This is a genomic window from Epibacterium sp. HA2-3, assembly GCF_055693725.2.
Genome location: NZ_CM172490.1, coordinates 1,799,058 through 1,815,740 on the forward strand (window position 1 = coordinate 1,799,058; position 16,683 = coordinate 1,815,740).

Genomic DNA, 16,683 nt, shown 5'->3' on the forward strand with positions numbered 1-16,683 from the left:
GGCGCTGGCCTCTTGAGGCCCTGTTGGCGCTGTCTCCGCGGGGATTGCGCAACTACTCGCGTTTTTCAGGCCTGAGGCGCCACAGGTTTTTGCTCTGAGCCACAAGGCCCGGACGCTCGGACGCCCCCTCGCCGCTGCGCAAAAGCCGGCTCAGATCCGCGCCCACGATCTGGCTGTAGATATGATAGAGGTGCCCCGTCGGGCCTTCGCTGGGCAAATCGCTCAGATCGATCACCTCGACGCCCGTGAGACGCGACACCGGATTGCCCGCCTCCCCGAGCCGCGGGTAGCCATGCACTTGCGCCGAAAGCGCAAGCGGTCGGTCACCGCTGGTGACATAGATGGTCAGGTTTTCTGCGATTGGGCGAATGCGTGGCAGGATGCGCTCAAAGATCCCAAAGTCCATATCCGGCGCCAGCAGCACGACCTGACCCAGCCGAATATCGGGGTGCCGATTGGCCACCTCGGCCAGCGCCAGCACGACCCCGCGCGCCCCGAGGCTATGCCCCATGACCGCAACCTCGCCGGGGCCAAAGCGCTCCTGCAATTCGATAATAGTGTCCGCGAGATCCGGCAGGCTCCAATAGAGATCGACCTCATCGTGCGTGTAATAGGCGGCGGCCCCATCCGAGGGCCAGCTGAACCACAAAAGCCGCCCCTCAAGGTCCGCGTTCTGCTGCAACAGCGCTGCCCGGCGGCAGCCTTTTTCAAAACTGATGTAGTAGCCATGGACATAGAGCGCAGGCCCCTGTGCCCCGGCGGTCGCTTCGAGCTGGTCCAGAATGGCGCCGGTGGGGGCCTCCTCTATGGCCTGAACGCGCAACAGCTCCTCGCGCAGGAAATTCGGAGCGACACCGGCAAGGGGCGCAAGCACGCCAAGGTCGAGTTCTTCGACGCGACAGCGGCCGGCTTTGGGATCACTGCGCTCACCTGCGTAGAACTCCGCCGGATCATCAGATCCGGTCCGGTTCCGGAGCGTGACATAGGGAAACTCTGCAACCTCAATCTCCGACTGGGTTTCAGATTGGGCCTCCGATTGAGCCTCAGACTGGGCCGCCAGTGGCGCGGGGATCACGCCAAATGGACCGCCAAGGCAGAGGATCACAGATATCGAACGGGCAACGGCTGGCAGAAGTGTCTTCATGCTCCGCTTATACGTCAGACTGATCCAACCTAGAAAGTTCTTTCGCAGCTTAGGGTTGTTCTCAGCCAACAGCGCCTGCCCGCGCAGCCAAGCTATGCCAACGGGCCCCGCACCAGACGCGCGGCCTGAAAACGCAGTGGCCTGAAAAATGAAAGCCCTCTGCGAAAGGCTTTTGCGCCTTCGGCGTGGCTGTGACACCCTCACGCCGAGGGCAGCACATCGGGGTTTTGAGGCACAACATGTACAACACTCGGATCGCAAGGATCACCGGCACGGTCTCCATCCCCTGCGTCCTTTTGGGGCTTTTGTGCTTTGCAGCCTCCTTGACCCCCTCCTTGATCCCGCGCGGACCAATGGCGCAGGGCATCCTTGGGGGGCTGGTGATGGCCATCGGCTATCTGATCGGTCACATCGTTGGCCTCCTGTGGCGCGCGGCCGATCTCCCCCGGTTGCCCCGGCGGGCAGAAAGAGGCCTCACACAGGTGATCGCCATAGTGCTTGCGGGGGTCTTTCTCTGGGTGCTGGGGTCCAGCCTCAGATGGCAAAACGACATTCGCGCAAAGATGGGCATGGAAGAAGCAGACGCGCTTCAGCTTGCCACGATCCTCGTGATCGCGCTTGCGACGTTTACACTCGCCTTTGCGCTCGGGCGTCTCGTCGCCGCGCTGTTTCGCCTGATCCGGTCGTGGTTTTATCGCATCATGCCGCCTCGGCGCGCCAATGTGCTGGGGGTCGTCGCAGTGGTGCTGATCCTGTTTTTGGGCACGCGCGATGGCATCATCGACCGGCTCGTCACCGGGCTCGACGAAAGCTACGAGGCGGCTCAGGAGCTATTCGACAAAGCCCCACCTCCCCCGGCTGCGCCACACCTGACCGGCAGCGCCGCCTCGCTGGTCGACTGGGCATCCATCGGCAAGCCGGGGCGCGATTTCATCAGCTCCGGTCCAACCGCCGAGGACATCTCGGCCTTCACCGGCCAGCCCGCGCGCGACCCGATCCGGGTCTACGTCGGCCGCGCCAACGCCGAGACGTCAGAGGCGCGCGCCGAACTGGCGCTGGCCGAACTGATCCGGCAGGACGCCTTTGCGCGCGACGTTCTGATCATGACAAGCCCCACCGGCACGGGCTGGATGGATCCCGGATCCCACGACCCTGTCGAATACATGCATGGTGGCAATATCGCGACGGTGGCCGTGCAGTATTCCTACCTGCAGTCGCCGCTCGCCCTGATCCTCGAGACACGCACGGGTCTTGAACAGGCCACCGCGCTGCAGGATGCGGTGCACGGATACTGGAAGACTCTCCCCGCCGACGCACGCCCCCGTCTCTATGCCCACGGGCTGAGCCTTGGGGCCTGGTCCTCCATGCATGCCACAAACATGTTCCGGCTGCTCAACGATCCGATCGACGGCGCCTTCTGGGCCGGTCCCCCCTTTCCGTCGACCTTTTGGAATTATGTCCAGAACCGGCGCAATCCGGGCACGCCCTGGGTGCTGCCGGAAATCGGCGACGGGTCGCTGGTCCGCTATGCCTCACACACGGCAGATGCGTCCGAGGCCGCGGCAGAGTGGGGCGAGATGCGCATCGTTTTCCTGCAGTATTCCAGCGATCCCGTTGTGTTTTATGATCCGCGCTCGCTCTGGCGCGCACCGCCATGGATGCGGGATCCGCCCGCCGCAGACATGACGGAACATTTCATCTTCATGCCCGTCGTGACCCAGTTCCAGCTCGCGCTCGACATCGCGCTGTCTTTTGGTGCCCCACCCGGCCACGGGCACGCCTATTATGCGCGCGACTATATCGGACCGTGGTTGCAGGTCACCGCGCCGCGAGACTGGTCCCCCGAGGACACCGCGCGCCTGATCGCGCATTGCAATACCGGCTTCCAACAAGGCTGCGCCAACGCCCGCCGCTAGCCTCCCTGTCGCCCCTCAGACGCAGCCCTCCGCGCGGTAGGGTTCTGATGAAACAGCAGGTAGCGGCGATCCTGCTCTCTCGCCTCAGGTCTTGACGCAAGGCGCCCCGCTCGGGGCAAACGCGCAATCACACTGCACGCGTGGCAACGTGACAAACAAAAAGCCCCCTCCCATTGCGGGAGGGGGCATCTCTGGTATGCGCCATCAGCTCTGCGCCGTGGCCCAGCCGGGGGCGTTACCCTTGGTTGTAGGACTGGCCTTCAGCCGTGTTCCCGATCCCCGGCTCCAGAACATCAGAGAGCTCGGCCTCATCGATTTCCGCCATATCCGCGACGCCGTCTTTGTTCGCGTCGACTTCTTCAAAGACTTTCTTGGTGAGCGACGGATAGGCGTCCTTCAGCTCAGCGAAGGTCAGCGCACCGGCTTCCTCCACACCATATGGCGAGGGGTCGTAGGTGCCCGTGGCCTCTGCTGCGCTCATGTCATCGTTCAGCACGCCCGACTGCTCGGCCGCATCAACCTCTGCCATATCGGCGACACCGTCCTTGTTCACGTCGACCTGCTCAAAGATCTTGCGGTCGATCGCGGGATAGGCCTCTTTCATCTCATTGAACGTCTGCGCAGCCGCAGTGTTCAGATCGGCCATTGCCGGGGCAGCCATCAGGGCAGAGATTGCGGCGGTGGTCAGTGCAAAACGTTTCATTGTGTTGTCCTCCTTTTCAGGATCGCAGTGTGTTTATAAAGGCTTGCGCCTTCGTCACACCCCACCAACACGCAACATCCAATGTTGTTCCTGAGGCTCTCAATTCCGTGATCAAGACGTGATCTCATCTCCGAACATCGCTCCTCCACCGCATCGCGGGGCCCCCGGGCGCAGCGTCGGCAGTCCTGCGTGGCAGCCCAGGAGAACGGCTACCGCTGCGGCGCATTCTGCGCAGACAGCACAGCGGCACCGCCCCGCCAACTTTGGTGCACGAATTTTGTGCAGCGGCCCATTTCTGCGAGAAATTCAGAACAATTTGGTATATTCAGGATTCCGATTTTACCGGTTGTGAGTGGCCCATGCCTACGATTTACGATTCTTTTGCCGATACCCCAGGCAGCGCCGTGCGCCTGGACGTTGGCAGCCCGTATGAAGTCAGACTGACCCAGGCCGAGCTTGATGCGGCGGCCACGTTCGGCAACCCCGAATACGACTACTTCGAGTTTTACGCGGACCCCTTCACAACCTACACGGTCCAAGTGATCGCGGCGAATGACGCCATCGATCAATCCCTCTGGCTGCCCTCCCCGACTTGGCCGGGCTATGATACCGAGTTCGGATTCTCTGCCCCCGACGGTACGATGGTGACGCTCGAGGACGGGTATTCCGTGCGCAACTGGGATCCCGGCGACAGGCTCATCACCACTCTTTATGATGGCGGGCTTGTCCGCATGGCGGTGCGATTTGACGGCTGGTTGCAGGAATATCGGACCGGCGAGGACCTGTCCGACCTGCCCGGCTCTGACCGCAGTTTCTTTATCCGCATCGTCGAAGGCGATGTCGCCGGAACGGAGCCGCAGATCGACACCGTCGGCACGGGACCAGACGCCCTCGAGGTTTCGCCAGAAGACGCCTCCGGGATCATCACCGGAGAGCTGGAAGATCTCGAAGGCACGCCGGACGTCGACGAGTATCTGTTCACTCTGCGCGCAGGTTTCCATTACGATGTGGTGGTGCGTGGCGCCACCGGCGCACAATCCGGCGAAAGCCCGGGGGTGTTCAGGGTCACCGTCAGCGAGGAAAATGGCGCAAGCTCCTGGACGCTTGAATCGGATGTCGACCGCATGTCGACCGGCGATGTGGAGCAGACGATCACCTCTGTGCGCATCGGAGATGGGTTTGGCAGCCTTCTCCTCGAGCCGGGCGAAGAGATCGACGTGCGCGTTTCAATCCAAAGCATCTATGACCCCAATCGCGAAGTCAGCCCCTACCAAACCGGTGGATATTCCGTTGGCGGATATGAGATCGAGATCCTTCCGACCGATGACGATCACGGCAACAACCGGCTCACACCAAGCACGATCTCCGTTGGTGGCTGGCAGTCGGGCACTCTGAACCCCTATTATGAGATCAGCGCCGCCGAACCCTTTGGCGATCGCGACTGGATGGAAATCGTCGGCGGTGTCGAAGAGGGGCGCTACTATGTTGCCAGCTTCGACTACAGCGATGGCCGCCCCTTCTCGATGTTCGCAAGCTTTCACAACTCGGTGTCCACCGAGACGGTGCGGGCCCCGGATTATGCGATCTGGCAGCCGAACTACACCGGCGCAGCCTGGCTCGAAGTGGACTCGAACTTCATCGGGCCGGCGGACTGGCGGGTCAGTCTCGGCAGCTATGAAACCCTGGAACTCGGCAACCGCTCAGACGAGAGACTGACCGGCACCGCAGGCGAGAACTTCCTTGATGGGCGCGGCGGCGCAGATCTCCTTGTGGGACGGGGGGGCGCGGACCAGCTCATTGGCAATGGTGGCAATGATACCGTCAAAGGCGGCGGCGGGCATGACATCCTGAGCGGTGGCGCCGGCAAGGATGTGCTCAAAGGCAATGGCGGCAACGACGCGCTGAACGGCGGCGGCGGGCGTGACAAGCTCATCGGCGGGCGCGGAAATGATACCATGTCCGGGGGCGATGTCAGAGACGTGCTCAAAGGCGGCGGCGGCAATGACGTCCTGGACGGTGGTGAAGGCCGCGACAAACTGATCGGCGGCAGTGGCAACGATACGATCACCACGGGCTTTGATGGCGATGTCGTCAGGGCCGGAAGCGGCATCGACACGATCATCATCGCAGGCCCCGAGGGGGACCGGGATCTGCGCATCCGCGGCACGATGGACGACGGGGATATCCTCGATCTCTCCGCGCTGGATATCGACAGCTATTTCGTCGAGGACAGTTTTGCGGGCGGTGGCGCATCCTCGGTGCGCACGCGCGGGGATGGCTTGGGCTATGACATCGACTTTGACGGGGACGGCATCGGCGATCGCTCGATCTTCTTTGACAGCAGCGAAGATGCGGATCTGGTCGATCTCGAAGGTGTCGCAGTCCGGACCCCCGCAACCTACTACGAATACCTCGCCGAGACCCTGACGCCGCTGGAGTGGACGCCGACACGGGAACGCTACGTTTTGGATTCCTACGGCACATTCCAGTACGATCTGATCTCTGGCACCTCCGGCGCCGACCTCATCAGCAACGACGGACGTGAGGACAACTACTTGTACAGGGGACAGGTCCGCGCCGGTGCCGGTGATGACATCATCGACATGCAACTGCATTCCAGCCTCACCTACTACGGAGGGACCGGAGACGACTATTTCGTGTGGCAGCCTCCCGTCGACCCGAATTATGCGCTCTGGATCCGGCTCAGTGATTTCAGGCAATACGGCGAAGAGGATTATATCGTCGTGCGTTCGGACATCTGGGGCGAAGGTGTGAGCATCGACAATATCACCTTTGACCGGATGCGCAGCGATGGCGACTACCTCGAGGCCCATATCGTCGGGACCAACGGTCTGGAAGGCACGATCTCCGTGACGCAGCCTTTCCGGTCTTCGGACCCGCTGCGCAACAATGATGCAACCTCCGCCGATTTCCTCAATGTGGACGCCTTCATCTTTGTCTGACCCGCGCCAACAGGCGCATCCCGTCTGGCGCATCAGACAAGGCGAAAACGCCCTCTGACAGCATCAAACGCAGACGGTTTCAAATGCGGGTGTGGGGCAAATGGCAGAGGCCGTTTGCCCCGGGCATCACGCGGCTCGCGCCTTTGCCATCGCGCGGCTCGCCGCTTCCCCCCGGTGCCCTCGGTCCAGCACCACGCCCAAAGGCGGCACGCGCAGAGTTCCCATCAGCGGCCTCATGCGGCCTCATGGGGAATCCCCACATGGGCCACACCGCGCATCGCTGTTTGGCCCCTGCTATCGTGTTAGCGGTATAGCCATTTAAGAGAGGATTTGGAGCGGGTAGCGGGAATCGAACCCGCACCTTAAGCTTGGAAGGCTCTTATGATACCATTTCACCATACCCGCTTCGTAACCCGTGATTTATGTGAAGGTTTTTGGGGCGTCAACCACATATCCGGGATTTTTCATCCCCAATCGGCAATGAACACTCAAGAGCACAACCCGCGCAGGCGCAGGCGCTGCGCCGCGCTCGTAGCGTCGGTCGCATCTACGGTCACGGGCCAGCAGACGCGGCAGGGATCTCCAACAGGCCAACCCGCGCATACAAAGGCCCGCCGGGAACGCCCAGGCAAGCCCCCGCGAAGTATTTGTGCCCCTGCCCTTTCCCGTCCTGCGGTTGCACCCTAGGTTCAGGGAACACGCGACCCCGCCCGATTTCCTCAGCCACCGGACCCCAGCAGCCAGCCATGACCGCACACTCCGCGCGCCCGCGCATCGCCATCCTCACGTCCCACGGTCAGCCGTCCGCGCCGCCCCCGCCCGAGATCCATCTTGCCGCGGTGGCCGCTGCCGTGCAGGACCACCTGCCCGATTGGGAGGTGCGCTCGGCCACCCTGTCCTCCAAAGGATTTCTGGAGGCCGCCATGCGCGAGGATGGCGCGGTGATCTACCCGTTTTTCATGGCGCGCGGCTGGTTTACCGGCAAGGTGCTGCCCGGCAGGCTCAAGGGCTGGCGCTACCGCATGGCAACACCCTTCGGGCTTGACCCCGCGCTGCCCGCGCTCACCGTGGCCGCAATCCGCAGCGCCTTGCACGCGCGCGGCTGGAAAGTGGCGGAGTCTGAGGTGCTGCTGGCCGCCCATGGGTCTGCCCGTGGCCCCAAGGCGGCTGAGGCCGCCGAGGCGTTTGCCAGCACCCTGCGCGCGCAGATGCCAGAGCTGCGCCTGACCACCGGATTTGTCGAAGAGACGCCCTTTGTGGCCGAGGCCGCGCGCAACTGCGGCGCGCAATCCCTGTGCCTGCCGTTCTTTGCACAGACCGGCGCGCATGTGCGTGAAGACATTCCAGCGGCCCTTGCTGAGGCGCGCTTTGAAGGTGACTTGCTCCCGGTCCTCGGTGCGTTGCCGGGGGTGGCGAAACTGATGGCAGATGCGATTGAACGGGCCGCCGAGACGGAGCTCTCTTCGCCACCTGCCGCCTGAGCCCTGCCGGGCGCAATATTTGCGCAGGGCGCAGTCTTGTGAATAATTTTTGATCAAATTCTCTTGCCAGCGCCCGCTGCTCACGCCAATGTGTCTCCAGCAAGACAAGGAGCACGCGCATGGATCTCTCTGCGCTCAAGACAATTCGCATCGCTGCCTGTGATCTCAACGGGCAGATGCGCGGCAAACGACTGCCTGCGGGCATGGCGGCAAAGCTGGGCGAAGGCTCGGCGCGGATGCCGTTCTCGGTTCTGAACGTCGACATCTGGGGGCGTGACATCGAAGACAGCCCGCTGGTGTTTGAAACTGGCGATGCCGATGGCATCCTTCTGCCCACCAAACGCGGCGCGGTGCCGATGCCCTGGCTTGCGACCCCCTCGGCGCTGGTGCCGATGAAGATGGTGCATGAAGATGGCCGTCCGTTCCTTGGCGATCCGCGTCAGGTGCTGGCGCATGTGCTGGACCGCTACGCCGAAAAAGGCTGGCAGGTCGCCGCCGCAACCGAGCTTGAGTTCATCCTTGTCGATGACGCAGGCACCGAGCCCCTGCCCCCGATCGACCCCCTCACGGGGCGCGCGCTCGATCAGCAATCGGTGCTCTCGATTGCCGAACTGGACGCCTATGACGACTTTTTTACCGATCTCTATGACGGCGCTGAGGCAATGGGCATCCCGGCGCAGGATGCAATCTCCGAGGCCGGTCTGGGCCAGTTCGAGATCAACCTGACCCATCAGGACGCCATGCGCGCTGCCGATGATACCTGGCTCTTTAAGGCGCTGGTGAAAGGCGTTGCACGCAAGCACGGCTTTGCCGCGACCTTTATGGCCAAGCCCTATGCCGAGGAATCCGGCAATGGGATGCACGTGCATTTCTCGGTGGTGGACAAAGACGGCGTCAATATCTTTGACAATGGCGGCCCCGAGGGCACGCCTGCCCTGCACGCCGCCGTGGCGGGCTGCATCAACGCGATGCGCGACAGCTCGCTGGTTTTTGCCCCGCATGGCAATTCCTACGACCGTCTGGTGCCGGGTGCCCATGCGCCGACCTCGGCGGCCTGGGCCTATGAGAACCGCACTGCGGCCATCCGCATTCCCGGCGGCAGCCCGAAGGCGCGGCGGATTGAGCACCGGGTTTCCGGCGGCGACATCAACCCCTATCTGATGCTGGCCACCGTGCTGGGCGCAGCCCTCATCGGCATGGAGGATGGCGCCACGCCGCCGCCGCCCTCTGAGGGCAATATCTATGACATCGACGGCCTGCCGCAGCTTGCGGGCAGCTGGGCCGAGGCGATCGACCTCTTTGAAAACAGCCCCCTCATCGCCCGCATCCTGCCGCCGATGGCGATCCGCAATCTGGTGATGACAAAGCGCCAAGAGCTCAAGGGCTTTGCCGAGCGCCCCCCCGAGAGCCATTGGCTCTCGTGGCTGGAGGCCGTATGACGCGGGGAGCGCCCCTTGCGTCTCACGTCCATGTTTTGATCATATTTGGTGACTTATGAAGATCGGCATCCTGCAAACCGGCCACGCGCCCGACGAACTGAAGCCCACCTCCGGCAATTACGATGCGATGTTTCGCAAGCTGCTTGCGGGGCATGGCTTCAGCTTTGACACCTATCCCGTACTGGATGGTGTCTTTCCCGAGGGCGCCGAGGCCGCGGATGGCTGGCTCATCACCGGCTCCAAACACGGTGCCTATGAAGACCACGACTGGATCCCGCCGCTTGAGGATCTGATCCGCCAGATCCACGCGCGGAAGATGCCCCTTGTTGGCATCTGTTTTGGTCATCAGATCATCGCGCAGGCACTTGGCGGCAAGGTCGAAAAATTCAGCGGCGGCTGGAGCGTGGGCCACACGCAATACCGCCTGCATGGTGCGCCTGTCGAGCTCAATGCCTGGCACCAGGACCAGGTGGTGACACGCCCCGCCGAGGCCCGCGTGATCGGCGAGAGCGATTTTTGCGCCAATGCCTTTCTCGCCTATGGCGACCACATCTGGACCTCGCAGCCGCATCCCGAATTTGAAAACACCTTTGTCGACGGGCTCTTGCGCACGCGCGGCAAAGGCGTGGTCCCCGACGCACAGCTGAACGCGGCCGAGGCCTCCCTCGACCGCCCCACCGACTCAACCCAAATTGCACAAGAGATTGCCGACTTCTTCAAGAAAGTGAGGACCTGATGCCGACCCCGACGCGCTGGCAGGAAAAACTGCCCGAAGCTGCCACGACCTACCTGGAGGGCCGTCGTCTCGACGAGGTTGAATGCGTTATCTCGGACTTGCCGGGCATCGCCCGGGGCAAGGCGGTGCCAGCGTCGAAATTTGCCAAGCAGGACTATTTTTACCTGCCCGACAGCATCTTTTACCAGACCATCACCGGGGATTGGGCCGAAGCCGCCGACGAGGACGGCTGGATCGAAAAGGACATGCTGCTGCGCCCGGACATGAGCACCGCCACCGCCGCCCCCTGGACCGGCGACTGGACTCTGCAGGTCATCCACGATGCCTATGACCGCGACGGCAACCCGATCCCCTTCAGCCCGCGCAACGTGCTGAAACATGTGGTGAGCCTCTATGAGGCGCAGGGCTGGAAGCCCGTGGTGGCGCCCGAGATGGAATTCTATCTCGTGGCCCGCAACGTCGACCCCGCGCGCGACATCCAGCCCATGATGGGCCGCTCTGGCCGTCCGGCGGCGGCGCGTCAGGCCTATTCGATGACAGCGGTGGACGAATTTGGCCCCGTCATCGACGACATCTATGATTTTGCCGAAGCGCAAGGCTTTGAAATCGACGGCATCACCCAGGAAGGCGGCGCCGGGCAGCTGGAAATCAACCTGCGCCATGGCTCGCCGGTGAAGCTCGCCGATGAGGTGTTTTACTTCAAACGCCTGATCCGCGAGGCCGCGCTGCGCCATGATTGCTTTGCCACCTTCATGGCAAAACCGATCGCTGATGAGCCGGGCTCTGCCATGCATATTCACCACTCGGTGATCGACATCGAGAGCGGCGAGAACATCTTCTCCGGTCCCCAAGGTGGTGAAACGGATGCGTTTTATCACTTTATCGGTGGGCTACAGAACCACCTTCCTGCCGGTCTCGCGGTGATGGCGCCCTATGTGAATTCCTATCGCCGCTATGTGAAGAACCACGCCGCGCCGATCAATCTGGAATGGGCGCGCGACAACCGCACCACCGGCATTCGGGTGCCGCTCTCCAGTTCCGCCTCGCGCCGGGTTGAAAACCGCATCGCGGGGATGGATTGCAACCCCTATCTCGGTATCGCGGTATCGCTGGCCTGCGGCTACCTCGGCCTGATGGAAGAGCGCCGCCCCACCCGCCAGTTCAAAGGCGATGCCTATGAGGGCGAAGGTGACTTTCCGCAGGTCATGGGTCAGGCGCTCGATCTATTCGACGAGTCCAAGGCGCTTCACGAGGTGCTCGGCCCCGAGTTCGCCCGTGTCTACAGCACGGTCAAGCGCGCAGAATACGAAGAGTTCTTGCAAGTGATCTCGCCGTGGGAGCGTGAGCACCTGTTGCTCAACGTCTGATCCATCAGCGCTGCGCCCGGTCAAAGGCGCAGCGCTTTAGGTATTTATCAAAAGATGAAGTCCCCGGTCGGCCTATGCCGCCTGCCGGGGCGAAAGACGAGGCCGACCCGATGACGCTGAACCTGCTGCATGCAAACGACCGACCCGGAAAATACCCCCAAAGCTGGTACGCCGCCACCGCAACGCCGGGGGTGCATTACCCGTCTTTGACGGGTGGGGTCAGGGCGGATGTCTGCATTGTGGGCGCGGGCTACACCGGGCTATCGGCGGCGCTGCATCTGGCCGAGGCGGGCCGCTCCGTGGTGCTGCTCGATGCGCAGCGTGTGGGCTTTGGGGCGTCCGGGCGCAATGGTGGGCAGCTCGGGTCCGGTCAGCGTCAGGACCAGGAGGTGCTGGAGAAAATGGTGGGCACCGAGGATGCCGCCCACCTGTGGCGCCTCGGCGAAGAGGCCAAGGACCTCGTCAAAGACCTGATCTCCAAGCACCAGATCGACTGCCACCTGAAGCCGGGCGTGGCCTGGACTGCGGAACGTTCGGGCGATGTGACGCATCTTCATGACTACGGTCGCCACCTTGAAGACCGCTATGGCTATGATCAGATTGAGTTTCTGGATCAGGACGCCTGCCACGCCATGTGCCCCTCCCCGGCCTATAAGGGCGGTATTCTGGATCATGGCGCGGGGCATCTGCACCCGTTGAATTTCGCGCTGGGTCTGGCGCGGGCCGCTGCAGAGGCCGGTGCGCAGATCTATGAGCGCAGCGAAGTCTTTGCCATCGAGGACGGACCGCAGGTGGAAGTGCGCACTGGCGAGGGCACCGTGCGGGCCGATCACGTTATACTGGCCTGCAACGGCTATCTCGGCGGGCTCAACGAGCAGGTCGCCACACGCGTGATGCCGATCAACAATTTTGTCGCCGCCACCGAGCCTCTGGGCGATGACGCCGCGCAGGTTCTGGCGCGCGATGTGGCCGTGGCGGACAGCAAATTCGTGGTGAACTATTTTCGCCTGAGCCATGACAAGCGGCTGCTGTTTGGCGGCGGTGAAAGCTATGGTTATCGCTTCCCGAGCGACATTGCCGCCAAGGTGCGCAAACCCATGACGGAGATCTTTCCGCATCTTCATGATGTAAAGATCGACTACGCCTGGGGCGGCACCCTGGGGATCACCATGAAGCGTCTGCCCTATTTGGCGCGGGTGTCGCCGCGGATCCTCTCGGCCTCTGGGTATAGCGGTCATGGGGTCGGCACCGCCACCCATGCGGGGCGGCTGCTGGCAGAGGCCATCGCAGGCCAGAGCGAGGGGTTCAACACGATGGCGCGCATCCCGACGACGCCCTTCCCGGGTGGCCCCAGGATGCGCTCTCCGCTCCTTGTGCTGGCGATGACGTGGTTCTCCTTGCGCGACCGGTTGGGGATCTGATCCAGCCTGACGTCGGGGGCCTTGCCCGCAGTTTGAGATGCCCGGGGGCTCTGCCCACAGTCTAAAAGTTCGGGGGCTCTGCCCAAGGTTGTTGTCTGTTGGGGGGCTCCGCCCCCGGGACCCCCGAGATATTTTTGAAAAGATGAAGCAGAGCGAAATCCAGCGAATCTGCTTTTTTGCGCGGCGGGTCGCCCGGCGCTTTCTGAGGGTAAAATCCCCCGTCTGAAGGCAACAGTTTCGTGAAATTCCTGTCAACCAAACCCCGGAACGCGGGGGACTCCTTGGCATTGTTGCGCCATTGTTTTATAATTTTGAAAAGGTAAATTCAGGATTTTGAAATATGAAGCAGGCATCCTCTCCACAGGTCCCGAACACCGAGGTTCCAAACGTGCACCAGGGCGAACCGATCCCTGAGGCGGCGCGTGACGCGATCGAGGCCTTGATGCAATCAGGCGATCTGTTTCGCTATACCGCGCCGCAGGATGCCCCGGTCTCGCTCCTTGAGACAGAGTTTGCCGAGCTGTTGGGGTCGAAATATGCGCTGGCGGTCTCGTCCTGTTCGGCGGCGCTGTTCTTGTCGCTGAAGGCGCTGGATCTGCCCCGGGATGCGCGGGTCTTGATCCCCGGCTTTACCTTTGCGGCGGTGCCGTCATCCGTGGTCCATGCGGACTGTGTGCCGGTGCTTTGCGAAGTCGGAGAGAACTACCGCATCAACATGGCCGATTTCGAGGCCAAGCTCGATCAGGACATCGCGGCGGTGATCATCTCACACATGCGCGGGCACACCTCGGATATGGACGCGATCATGGCGCTCTGCGAGGCGCGCGACATTCCCGTGGTCGAGGATGCGGCCCATTCGCTTGGTACCACCTGGCACGGTCGCAACATCGGCACGATCGGCAAAGTGGGCTGTTTCTCGTTTCAGTCCTACAAGATGCTGAACGCCGGCGAAGGCGGGATCCTCGTGACCAATGACGCCGATGTGGTGGCGCGCGCGGTGATCATGTCCGGCGCCTACGAGCACAACTGGCAGAAACACAAACCCGCCCGGGGCGACAATGGCACCGCGCTCACCGAGGCCTTTGGCCGCTGGCAGAACCTGTTGCCGCTTTATAACCTGCGGATGAGCAACCTCTCGGCCGCTGTCATTCGCCCCCAGATCCCCGAGCTCGCGCGCCGGGTCGCGGACGGGCTGAAGAACCACGACTATGTGGCGGCAAAACTGAATGCGCATGCCAATTTCCACGTCCCCGCGCCGCTGGCGCCGGAGCGGCGCGCCCCGGACTCGATCCAGTTCAACCTGGTGGGCATGGATGATGCGCAGATCGAGGCCTTTGCAAAGGCCACCGCCGACAAAGGTGTGAAGGTGCAGATCTTTGGCCGCTCGACGGACAACGCGCGCGCATTCTGGAACTGGCAGTTCCTCAAGGATCTGCCGGAGCTGCCTGAAACCCGCGCCATGCTGATGCGCGCCTGCGATGTGCGCCTGCCGGTTCGGTTGACGCGAGACGAGTTGGACGTGATCGCCCAAATCCTGCTGTCCTCGGTCGAGGAAACCATGGCCCGCGCCGCCGCCTGAGGCAGCCCCCTGCCCCATCCCAATAGGGCCGCGTCAGAGCGCGGCCCTATCTTGTTGAGACCCTACATCAGCGCCCGATCCCCCGCCGCGCGACAGCGCGGCGCCCGGCCCAACGGGCAGGGCCACATCTTGATGTGGTGCAGGCGGGCGGGAGCGCTCCCGCGCAGCATGTCCACGCGCACCCCCAAACGCAAAAAAGCCCCGGATGATCCGGGGCTTTCTTATCACGGGTGGCACTCTGCCGTCTCAGCTCAGCTTGGAGAGCTTCTCCTGCAATTCGGCCAGTTGGCGTTTGATGTCGCCCAGATCTTCTTCGCCCTCTGCCGCAGGGCTGCCGTCCTCGCCACCGCCGCCGGTCCAGCCGCCGCCAAAGCCGCCGGTCATGGCCTTCAGAAACGCTTCCTGCTGGGCTTTCATTGCCTCGAACCCGGGCATCTGCGCCATCGGGTTCATGGCATTCATGTTCTCCATCATCTTCGACTGGCTGTCGCGCAACATGTCAAAAGAAGCCTGCAGAAACTGCGGCATCACCCCGCCTCCGGGCACCATGTAGCTGCGCACCAGATCATTCAGCACATTGACCGGCAGCACATTTTCGCCCCGGCTCTCATGCTCGGCAATGATCTGAAGCAGATACTGTCGGGTCAGGTCATCCCCGGTCTTGAGATCAATGATCTGCACTTCCCGCCCATCGCGGATAAAACCGGCGATGTCTTCCAATGTCACGTAATCGCTGGTCTCCGTATTGTAGAGCCTGCGACTGGCATAGCGTTTGATCAGCAGAGGCTTATCCTGTTCCGCCATTCTTTTCTCTCCCGAACATCTGCGCGTTGCAGAAAACCCTAGGCGAGCCTGTCTCAAAAAGAAAGTGCTGAAAGCAAAAGGAGATGCCGCCGATGCCGTCGCAGGACAGCACAGGATTATGCCGGGGAACACGGGCGTCGCTGCAGTTGCACGCTCTGCCCTGCCGCGCTTTGCCGCCATCGCGCGCCTTGGCCCAGGGCCCAAGACCCGCGCAGCCTCACAAAATCAGCCAAACAAAAAGGGCAGGCGCTGGGCCTGCCCTTCTTCTTCGGGGGATTGTCTCTAGGGAGGAGAGCTAAACAAGCCCCCGGACTTTCCGGGCAGCGCTTACTTTGCAGCAGCTGCTTTCTTGGCTGCGGTGGAGACCTCTTCGGTGGCCTTCTTCACAACAGCGCTTGCTTCTTCGGACATGTCCTTGCCAGCCGCCATCAGCAGCTCAACGGTGTCCATCTGGACCTTTTTTGCAACTTCGGCAAAGGCGGCCATGTTTTCGGCAGCAACTTCAGCGGAAGCAGATGCAAAGTCGGTGGCCGCTTTGGCGTAATCCGCAGGCTCGGTCTTTGCTTTGGAGATTTCACCCATCTTGGTCAGGGTGTCTTTGGTCCACTTGGAGGAAATCTCGGCGTTTTTCTCAGCCGCATCCAGAGCAACTGCAGAGAGTTTCTCGTTGAGGGCTGCGGAGCTTTTGAAGAAGCCTTCCATTGCGGAGGTGTCCACAGGGAAGGATGCCATCATGTCTTTCATCATCGCGGAAAAATCTTGGGTCTTAGCCATCGTACTCATTCCTTATTTACGTGTCCCCGGCGACGCGCCGGTGGGGTCCTGGCAGGACATCCCCGCCGTTGACCCCAATATGCATGCCGCACCGCAGCATTTCAAGTAATTTTTGCTGCGTTGCAGAAATTTCATCCTGATTTTATGAAATCGCCGCGCCCCCAAAGGGCGGCAACCTGATGCGGTGCAAACCTTTGGCACGGGCGTCACAGCCCCAGTCTGACGCCTTGCACCCCTTATTTGCAAGGGCTTCACCGAGATCGAGCGCGCGCAGAGCCCGTTGCGCCGCCAGCGCACGCTGTCCTGAACAGAAATTAAGCAGCCTCTGTCATTGTGAAGGGATCGCGATACCGGGC

General features: G+C 62.2%; 12 protein-coding genes and 1 tRNA gene. 8 read left to right on the plus strand and 5 right to left on the minus strand.

Translation table 11 applies throughout. From position 1 onward, the window contains the following. Positions 1 to 52: 52 nt before the first annotated feature. On the minus strand, positions 53 to 1,144 hold the full coding sequence (locus ACZ1HH_RS08380) for an alpha/beta hydrolase (protein ID WP_472636373.1): 1,092 nt from the start codon (positions 1,142 to 1,144) through the stop codon (positions 53 to 55). A 239-nt stretch (positions 1,145 to 1,383) separates the two neighbouring features. Between ACZ1HH_RS08380 and ACZ1HH_RS08385 the strand changes: the two genes are divergently transcribed. Continuing rightward, the gene (locus ACZ1HH_RS08385; protein ID WP_472636374.1) at positions 1,384 to 3,060 is read left to right on the plus strand and encodes an alpha/beta hydrolase; all 1,677 of its coding nucleotides are present in this window, start codon (positions 1,384 to 1,386) and stop codon (positions 3,058 to 3,060) included. A gap of 235 nt (positions 3,061 to 3,295) precedes the next feature. Here ACZ1HH_RS08385 and ACZ1HH_RS08390 read toward each other — a convergent pair whose 3' ends face one another. Next, the gene (locus ACZ1HH_RS08390; RefSeq protein ID WP_416368676.1) at positions 3,296 to 3,763 is read right to left on the minus strand and encodes a hypothetical protein; all 468 of its coding nucleotides are present in this window, start codon (positions 3,761 to 3,763) and stop codon (positions 3,296 to 3,298) included. A gap of 359 nt (positions 3,764 to 4,122) precedes the next feature. Here ACZ1HH_RS08390 and ACZ1HH_RS08395 point away from each other — a divergent pair, with 359 nt between their 5' ends. After that, entirely contained in the window at positions 4,123 to 6,726 is a 2,604-nt protein-coding gene (locus tag ACZ1HH_RS08395) for a hypothetical protein (protein ID WP_487320238.1), read from the plus strand. Positions 6,727 to 7,057: 331 nt separating this feature from the next. On the opposite strand, the gene ACZ1HH_RS08400 is transcribed toward ACZ1HH_RS08395, so the two are convergent. Next, a tRNA-Gly gene (locus ACZ1HH_RS08400) sits at positions 7,058 to 7,131 on the minus strand. Positions 7,132 to 7,472: 341 nt separating this feature from the next. Here ACZ1HH_RS08400 and ACZ1HH_RS08405 point away from each other — a divergent pair. From ACZ1HH_RS08405 to ACZ1HH_RS08430, 6 genes are all read left to right on the plus strand, one after another. Then, entirely contained in the window at positions 7,473 to 8,207 is a 735-nt protein-coding gene (locus ACZ1HH_RS08405; protein ID WP_472636377.1) for a sirohydrochlorin chelatase, read from the plus strand. Positions 8,208 to 8,326: 119 nt separating this feature from the next. After that, the gene (locus tag ACZ1HH_RS08410; protein WP_011539164.1) at positions 8,327 to 9,646 is read left to right on the plus strand and encodes a glutamine synthetase family protein; all 1,320 of its coding nucleotides are present in this window, start codon (positions 8,327 to 8,329) and stop codon (positions 9,644 to 9,646) included. A gap of 55 nt (positions 9,647 to 9,701) precedes the next feature. Continuing rightward, entirely contained in the window at positions 9,702 to 10,382 is a 681-nt protein-coding gene (locus ACZ1HH_RS08415; RefSeq protein WP_011539165.1) for a type 1 glutamine amidotransferase, read from the plus strand. After that, positions 10,382 to 11,749, plus strand: a complete 1,368-nt coding sequence (locus ACZ1HH_RS08420) for a glutamine synthetase family protein (RefSeq protein ID WP_011539166.1) — start codon at positions 10,382 to 10,384, stop codon at positions 11,747 to 11,749. The genes ACZ1HH_RS08415 and ACZ1HH_RS08420 overlap by 1 nt, the downstream gene beginning before the upstream one ends. A gap of 110 nt (positions 11,750 to 11,859) precedes the next feature. Then, positions 11,860 to 13,170 carry an NAD(P)/FAD-dependent oxidoreductase gene (locus tag ACZ1HH_RS08425; RefSeq protein WP_416368679.1) on the plus strand — a complete coding sequence of 437 codons (1,311 nt, stop codon included), beginning with the start codon at positions 11,860 to 11,862 and terminating at the stop codon, positions 13,168 to 13,170. Positions 13,171 to 13,510: 340 nt separating this feature from the next. Continuing rightward, positions 13,511 to 14,749, plus strand: coding sequence for a DegT/DnrJ/EryC1/StrS family aminotransferase (locus ACZ1HH_RS08430; protein ID WP_472636378.1), 1,239 nt, complete (start codon positions 13,511 to 13,513; stop codon positions 14,747 to 14,749). Positions 14,750 to 14,995: 246 nt separating this feature from the next. Here ACZ1HH_RS08430 and phaR read toward each other — a convergent pair whose 3' ends face one another. Together phaR and ACZ1HH_RS08440 are read right to left on the minus strand one after the other, a co-directional pair. Then, complete coding sequence (gene phaR, locus ACZ1HH_RS08435; protein WP_416368682.1) at positions 14,996 to 15,553, minus strand: polyhydroxyalkanoate synthesis repressor PhaR; 558 nt, start codon at positions 15,551 to 15,553, stop codon at positions 14,996 to 14,998. A 327-nt stretch (positions 15,554 to 15,880) separates the two neighbouring features. Beyond that, entirely contained in the window at positions 15,881 to 16,327 is a 447-nt protein-coding gene (locus ACZ1HH_RS08440; RefSeq protein WP_011539170.1) for a phasin family protein, read from the minus strand. Positions 16,328 to 16,683: the final 356 nt, after the last annotated feature.